The organism is Maribacter sp., from assembly GCF_049667165.1.
GTDB lineage: Bacteria > Bacteroidota > Bacteroidia > Flavobacteriales > Flavobacteriaceae > Maribacter_A.
Genome location: NZ_JBATHS010000016.1, coordinates 1 through 7481, shown reverse-complemented (window position 1 = coordinate 7481; position 7481 = coordinate 1). Strand labels below are relative to the sequence as shown.

Sequence of the window (7481 nt, the reverse complement as noted above, 5' to 3'; positions counted from 1 at the left end):
ATACTGACTCAATTGAATGGTACCAGTCGCCCCTCGGCGTGCCAGTAAAATCTCCCTTAACTTGGTAACCATATCCACCAATTTTTGATAATCAGTGGTATTCGCACCAACGGCGTTCTTCGCATTGATATAGGCCTGCCAAGCTTCGGTCAAAAATTGTTCGAATAGGAAAATGAATTCGTTATTCGCCATTTTGGCTTTATAGTATTCGGCACCACCACCAGATTCAAAGGCAAGATCCATCGCAAATAATCTATAATAGGCATTGCGGCGAACAGCTTCCTGATTGCTTCTGATCTGGCTGGTGATGTTCCTAAAGTTATTATTGGACAGATGCTTGAAAAATAGACTCTCCGTATTGTGGATCCATTGAAAGGCCATACGATGATCGCCATTGGAAGCACTTGCAATGCCAATTTCCTCATCGTTCAAATAAAGAAAAATCAATTTTTCGAAAATTTGGTACATCCGCGTATTTTCCATCAAATAAGCGTAGATAAGATGGTAGGGCGGGGCATCGCCGGGATTAAAAATAGCTACGCCAGTGGGACTTATAGGTCCATTATTAATATCGAACCAATGCTTCTGTATCGCCTTGTCAATAACGGATGTATCCTGATAAAAAATAAAATTATGAATCTCGTTTCTAGGATAGGATTGCGATAAACTGGTCAATGTTGTCAGCGGAGCGGCTAATTTTTTAGTCATCTCTTCACTACCTGGTTGGCCAGGGGAGGGAGGTGCTACATCCGACACATAATTGCTTAGTAGAGAAGGAAACTCACGCACTTTTTCCGTATTCGCCGTGTGAATTAAATAATCGATATAGTTCATTTTTATTGATTTTCGTCGTTCTTGATTTTTATATAACTCCCTCTGACAATGTTGTAATTGTCATTTTTACGTCTGTTCTCCGAATCGGATTCGCCCAAGTTTTCCCGCTTTCGTTCATACCGGATTACATTTTCTTTTTCATCCGCCAATCGTTCGGCATTGGTTTTGTGCTGAATCAATTTGGTTACTTCAATTTGATCAGGTTTTTTTGAGCATAATATGCTCTCAATTTCCTTTTCGAAGTCTGCAATGGAATTTAACAGCCTTTTATGGTCTTGCTCCAAAATTTCCAATCTTGTTTTTTTGTCTTTTTTCATATCCGTATTTTATATGTTAATTCAATTCCACTGCAAAGCCCAAACGGGTCATCCAATCTTCCTGCTGTTGGTATAAGGAAGGAAGATTTTGAGTAGTCGATCCAATCTTAAGGCCGTTCAAGGCCAAGATCCTCAGACTTTCCTTGGCGATCCACGCATGTGACGTGTATAAGGAGGGTCCTGCCAAATATTCCAGGCGTTCCAATTCTTTGGGGCTGACCCGTTCCGGGGGCAGCAACTTTGACAAGGATTGGTTCCCAAAGCACCGATATGGTTTTGTCAGCAGTAGCTTCACCACGTTGTCTAGCGCCTTTTCACATTGATTGATCGTTTCCTTGTCCGAAGAACGTGAACGCTCCAGATCGTAGGTCGCCTTAAACGAGGCTTCAAGATTATCCCATGGTCCGTTTCCATAGAAAAGTCGGCACATACCGATATTCAGCAATACCCGTATATAGGTAATCGGATGGGGGTCATGCCTTTGATAAGAGAAAACAGTGTGCTCCTTGCCACTGACCACGTCATGCAATGCCGCAACCGCAGCGTATCCGGTGTGTACAAAGGCAAAGGCATCGGCTGCCATTTCACTTACCCATCCGGCGTATGCCGTAGTAACTTCCGATCCAAATTCTTGGAGTTCCTGGTTGACCGCTTGCTCCAATTCTTCGGTCCATTTCAAGATATGGGCTACTTGATGCCCCGTCTCATGCACTATGGCGGTTGGCCGATACAGATTGTGCTGTGTAATTTTTATGGCGGCTACCGGGCTGATTTTACCGTCCCATAATCGTAGTCCGGCCTTAAGTATCGAGGCCCCAATACCCTTATCTACATAGGTCATCACGGGAGGTGATTTTCTACCGAGTGGTTTTAAAATTTCGTCCATACTCCGTTTGCACAGTACGTCACAGGCCCTTAACAGTGCCGCGATACTTGGATTTGTGCGCGAATTTATGGCGATGGTATAATAATGGATCGTTTCTTCGGTTCGTGTATATTTAGTTCTCAAGAGAATCAATTGTTTAAACATATACGCCTGATTACCCCCACGGGTCAAGGCCATAATCAAGACATTGGCCAGGTTCAACACCTCTTCAATACTCGCATTAAAGGCAATCTTAAGGATGCTAGAAATTCCATAATCCACGCCTTGCCATGCTTGTTGGGAAGCCAAGTTATCGACCTTGGCCAAGCGCGTGGCTGCCAGTTGCCAGTGTACCGCCTGCCTGTACATCGAATTGTTTATGTCGACCGTGTTTTCCATCTAATCAAAAAGTTTACCTGCCTTGATTACAACATCGGGTTGGGTGAAATTGGGCAGTTTTAAATCCCCTAAATTCGGTATGCTTCCTTTTCCGTTAATCGCGGAGATGGCACTCTTAATCACTGACATCCCACTCATATTGTTCCAAATGATACTGATGGTTACCCCATCCTGAGGTTGTGACTGGGCATCGATAAAAACTTTAGGCCTCGATTTCAGATGCGCTACAACCGCCTCATAGGCCCGAAAAGCAATGGTCTCCGTTAATTTTTGTACCATCTTCGATATTACATTCTTCCCAATGTTTCGGCCAATATCCTTTACATTGATAAATTGATCCTGTCCCACCTCATCGGCTTCCAAATACATTTCGGGAACACTTTCATGAATGATCTTTACTTTTTCCGATAGGTGTCCCTTAAGAATGGTATTGAGGATGTTTCTCACGGAGTTTTTAATGGTTGTCGCGGTACCTAAAACATCATTTTTGGTGATTTTACCCGCCAAGTCCTTGGCATCCTCTTCACTGAAAAAGTAGTTGATCTTTATTTGGGACTTATTGAAATTCAAAACGGCTTGTACGTCCGCGGACCTGCTCTCGATTTGTTTGGGCCCCGGATTCATACTTTTGATATTTTTGGATTTATTCTGGGGCAGGCGTAAGCGCGCACCCTCGATATCCAAATAATAAAAACGCTGTCCCGGTTTCGCATGATATCTCGAAGTCAACGATTTTTTGGAAAAACGGGTCCCTAAATTGTTCTCTTTCAACAACAATTGGGACACCTCCTTTGTTAGCGGCAACAGTTGTACCCATGCCTTTGGGATCCTGGGGTTTAAGCCTGGTAAATTCTCGAATTTACTGATCATGCTCAACCGGCCTCCCCTGCCCAATTCATAAATATGCACCTTGGCTTTGATTCCATTGTTCACCTCGAGACCATATTTATCCCTAAGGAAGTTCGCCAGAGGGACACTTCTAAAGATTTTTATGCCTTTGGCTAATTTTTGATCGATGGTCACGTCAAAGATGTTGGTAAATTTCTTGTATACCTTTATCGGGTTTTTTCTTGGCATACTGATCCACAAAGCGTCCACATTGGTGGCCCTAAGGTTCGGGCGAATATAATTTGGCGGAAAATTATTGGCAGCCGCCTTTTCAAAACTTTCATATAAATGCATGGCCAGTTCCTCTTGATCTCCGATCAATTGGGAATCCATGGAATTTAGATCTGTAATAGTCTCGTCAATGGTATTCGCCAGCGCTTCATAGGCAAGGTCTGAATTGTCGGCTTCCGCCGTTTCAAAACCAATGGCGCGAAGTCCAAGGTCTATTATTCGGGCGGCCAGCGGTCTGGAGACATTGGAAGGCACGTATTTTTTTATCAATCCGGACAGAAGCCCGGCCAAAAAGTTGATGATTTTTTTCCTACCAATGGTAGCAATGGCCAATTTAATGACCGGTTTTAGGGCCATAATCGCCACTGGAAGAAACCGCTCTATGACGGGTGTTGGGTCTTCATCTTCCCCAAGATTCTTTAAATCGTTGATAAACGTATCCTTCGCAGCTTCCAAAGAATAGGTGTTACTCATTTCCCCTTCGTACCCCTCACTACGCTCCAGGTTTTCAAAGGAATTTTCATAGTCTTCAAGTTGTATCTCCGACTCCTGTTCCTCGGAAGTGAAAAGCAATTGTGAAACCGTGGTATCGAATTCGAGCTGCAAGCCTTCAAAATCCCCAAGTTCAGCAGTGGAATCGTCTGCATTTTCCAACTTTAGGAATTTCTTGGCCAACGACCTGGCATGGGGTCGAAATGAAGATGGGAGTTTACCGATAAGGGATTTCAATACTTTTTCGAGCAAGGGCCGTATCAGACGTTTTAGTTTTCCCAGAATAAGATTCATGGGCAGGAATTTGCCTGCGAACCGGATTCCTTTTTTGGCTAAATCGACCCCTTTCTTTACCACCGACTTTACTTTCTTTACCAAACCTCCAAGAAATTGCTCTTGTATCGGACTAAGCCCTTCATTGTTCAATTCAAGGGTTTCGAAGAAAAGTTCGACGTCGACCTCCCCATGTTCGGCAAGATCGTTACCAGAGAAATGTTCCGCCACCGCATCGAGCAGGCGATCTGATTCGCGCAACATAGGCGCATAATACGCCCGACCCTGTTTTAGGGCATATGGGACAAATTGCGTTCCCATTGCCATTTCATTGGAAATTTTACTTCCCCACGAATCTTCCATTTCAGTGGCCACTTCGTAGAGCGATTCGTGAAATTCACTATCCTCAAGTTCAGATAACAGTTCCATATATTCGTCGGCATACTGCGACTTTTGTTCATGTTCCCCTTCCTGGAACGTACTTTGAAATGGACTTATCAAATTGTTGAACGCGTATTGGTTTCCATTCGTTTCAGTATCCGTCGCATCCTCAGCACGTAACTGTTGATCTACAAAAGGAGTCTCAAAGTCATATTCGGTAGTATTCATCTTCTATGGGATTTTAGATTCAAAATGAAATTATCGCTAGGTATTGTCCCAAAGGTATTTCGATGATTCAAACCTTGTTATCCCCCTAAAGGGTGATTTTTATCGGTTGATTGTATGGGGTACGAAAATGAATTTATTTCTCGAAGAAGGTTTGATGGTAGTACGTCACTAGGCTGGCGGTATTTGTAGCCCCTGTTTTTTTTAAGATATGCCTGCGGTGGCTCTTGACAGTCTCGGGACTTATACATAACCTATCGGCCATTTGCGGGCTGGTCATGCCCATCATGATCAATTCAAGAACATCCTTTTCCCTTGAACTCAGGGTAGTATGGTTCACCGAGATGGCCCTGTTTTTTTTCTTGTTGAGTATAAAACGAACATAGTTGATATCGTTCGTTTGCACAACGAAGTTCAAGTCCAAACTAGTGCAATGCCCTCTTAGCAAGGAAAATAATTCATGAATTTTTGCAATAAACTCTGACTCGGATTCCTGGGACCACTCCTTAGAACCAAAGTAGTCTATTGTTTGGCTCGAGAGTCCATTTTCGCAAAGAATCTGTATGGAAAGGATAGTAGGTTTCAAGGAGCCACATATAAGATTCAGACAGTAATCAACAATGTATAATTGATGACTTCGTCTGTAGGTTTTGGAGCGAAAAAACGGTACCGCCAGCTATTATGAAATGGCTATCTTCTGCGAATGGGTCAATGCGAACTGCGGCTGGTTGGCTCCTACATCCCTAACACAAGGGATAATACTATTTCACTGGTTCCGAACAAGATGTTAGCCCGCATTTTTGGTTCCATAAATGGCCAAAATCTTTGCTTGCATTACGTTTACTCAAGCATTACTAGTAGGGGGAAGGACGTACTTTGCAAAAAATAGCATAATTTTCTCGGTTCGTGCCATTCGGATAGCTCAAGTATTTCCGAATTGGGGTCAATTATCGATTATATAATCAAGCCAGTAAAACAAACCAATTACGATTTCTTGTAAGTTTAGGGGTCGTATTATGTAATACTAAACTTATAAAAAATTAATTGATCAAAAGCTCAAAATTGTATGCAATGAATCAAATACTGTATAAATTGAATTTTATCAACCTTATTACAATTACAATACCCGAACTTTGGATGCTTTAATCCTTTAGAGAAAACTATACCTTATATATTAACATAGCGGAAACAGAAAGATTATTGGTATAAGTCGCATGCAGTGTATAACCAGAAGTAAGTAGGTAATGGTCCGTTTTTAAAATAAACTTAGATACAGTTCGGCCAACTTGCTACTTTATTTATTTTTAATTGATTATCAATGAATCACTTTTAGAAAATACATGTTACACCGTACAAATCATAAAAGCCACCTTCGGGTGGCTTTTTTACTCATTACTTTTTGAATTGAATTTTTAATGGTATTCACGAACCTCCTAACGTCGGTTTCGTTTTTCGCCTTTGGTCATCGAAATCAAGCACTTCTCAGCCCCTACCCATTTTTATATGGTAATTCATTTAGCCCTAGTACGGTCCACAATATACTTTTTGAACTTTTCATCGCTTTCCATGATTTCAAAAAAATCAGTGACAAAATCCTGGGCCTCCTCAAACAAGCTTGGACTTTGGAAATATTCCTTTAAGCTGTCCATGACCCTGAACATTTCATTTTTTTTTGAAATGCATTTTTGCCGTACCTCTTGCAGCAGCACTTCATCGCGTGTATAGCCTTTATAGGCACGCTGTGTTACCGATGTTATACTACCCTTTATATTCTCCATCCCTGATACGCCCGCATAGCTGGCATTCACAAGCCCCGACATGTCAAAATCGTAGGGAATGCTAACATATTTTTTGTCGATATACACTAGCTTTTGATTGTGCTCGCCTTTTGTTGAGTAGTCCGTGTTACCAATCAAATACTCGAAAAAAGAACATTGTATTGAAGAAAGGTCATCTTGTTGCAGGGGATGGACTTTCCTTGTCATCACTTGGCCATGGTGACGTTGGGCAACACGGTCGATGTCTTCGAGCAAAATGGCTTTTAGTTGATGTGTCTTCGTCCGGGATCTTTTTTCCTCTTCAAATTCAATATTTGCCAGACGTGTCTTATAATGGTAGGGGGAAATTAATTCGTATAATTTGTAGGCCATATATTCCTTTACGACCAAATCATCGTTGTCGTTTTCCAACATACAGGGCAGTACCAATTTTAATTTTGTGGTGCCTTCGAATACTGTTCCTTGCGTGGCCTTCTTCTTTAACTTTACTTTTAAAGGCGCATAATAACAAATTTTACGACGAAGATTGCCACGGGCCCTCAATTTGATCTTTAAGGAATCCCAGGAGGACTCCTTATTTTGAAAAACCAAGGTCGATGTGATGTACGTACTATCATTGGTGTTTTCCTTTAGGTCCTTTAATGAGAACCTTAATTGCAGCGTGAGTGGCGCCTGGTCTTGAAATAAAGGGGCAACGGATCCAATGCTGTTTTTTTCGCCAACCTCAACCTGTGCCCAAGCAATTTGTGCAGCTAGAAGCTGAATGGCGAGTACATAACATAGTCTCCGGATACCCAT

At 42.1% G+C, this 7481-nt stretch carries 6 protein-coding genes; all 6 read right to left on the bottom strand.

Translation table 11 applies throughout. From position 1 onward, the window contains the following. A partial coding sequence (locus WBM98_RS00560) for a hypothetical protein (protein ID WP_424364063.1) occupies positions 1-834 on the bottom strand: 834 nt, incomplete at its 3' end. A 2-nt stretch (positions 835-836) separates the two neighbouring features. After that, positions 837-1151, bottom strand: coding sequence for a hypothetical protein (locus tag WBM98_RS00555; RefSeq protein WP_424364062.1), 315 nt, complete (start codon positions 1149-1151; stop codon positions 837-839). 16 nt (positions 1152-1167) lie between these two features. Then, entirely contained in the window at positions 1168-2415 is a 1248-nt protein-coding gene (locus tag WBM98_RS00550) for a hypothetical protein (RefSeq protein WP_424364061.1), read from the bottom strand. Then, positions 2416-4908 carry a hypothetical protein gene (locus WBM98_RS00545; protein WP_424364060.1) on the bottom strand — a complete coding sequence of 831 codons (2493 nt, stop codon included), beginning with the start codon at positions 4906-4908 and terminating at the stop codon, positions 2416-2418. A 133-nt stretch (positions 4909-5041) separates the two neighbouring features. Continuing rightward, positions 5042-5491: a response regulator transcription factor gene (locus tag WBM98_RS00540; protein WP_424364059.1), complete on the bottom strand. Its 450-nt coding sequence runs from the start codon at positions 5489-5491 to the stop codon at positions 5042-5044. A gap of 925 nt (positions 5492-6416) precedes the next feature. Then, a partial coding sequence (locus tag WBM98_RS00535; RefSeq protein WP_424364058.1) for a hypothetical protein occupies positions 6417-7481 on the bottom strand: 1065 nt, incomplete at its 5' end.

Bases quoted from the DNA above. Each gene is read 5' to 3' on its own strand.
- WBM98_RS00550 (WP_424364061.1), bottom strand. From the start codon at position 2,415: ATGGAAAACACGGTCGACATAAACAATTCGATGTACAGGCAGGCGGTA.
- WBM98_RS00555 (WP_424364062.1), bottom strand. From the start codon at position 1,151: ATGAAAAAAGACAAAAAAACAAGATTGGAAATTTTGGAGCAAGACCAT.
- WBM98_RS00545 (WP_424364060.1), bottom strand. From the start codon at position 4,908: ATGAATACTACCGAATATGACTTTGAGACTCCTTTTGTAGATCAACAG.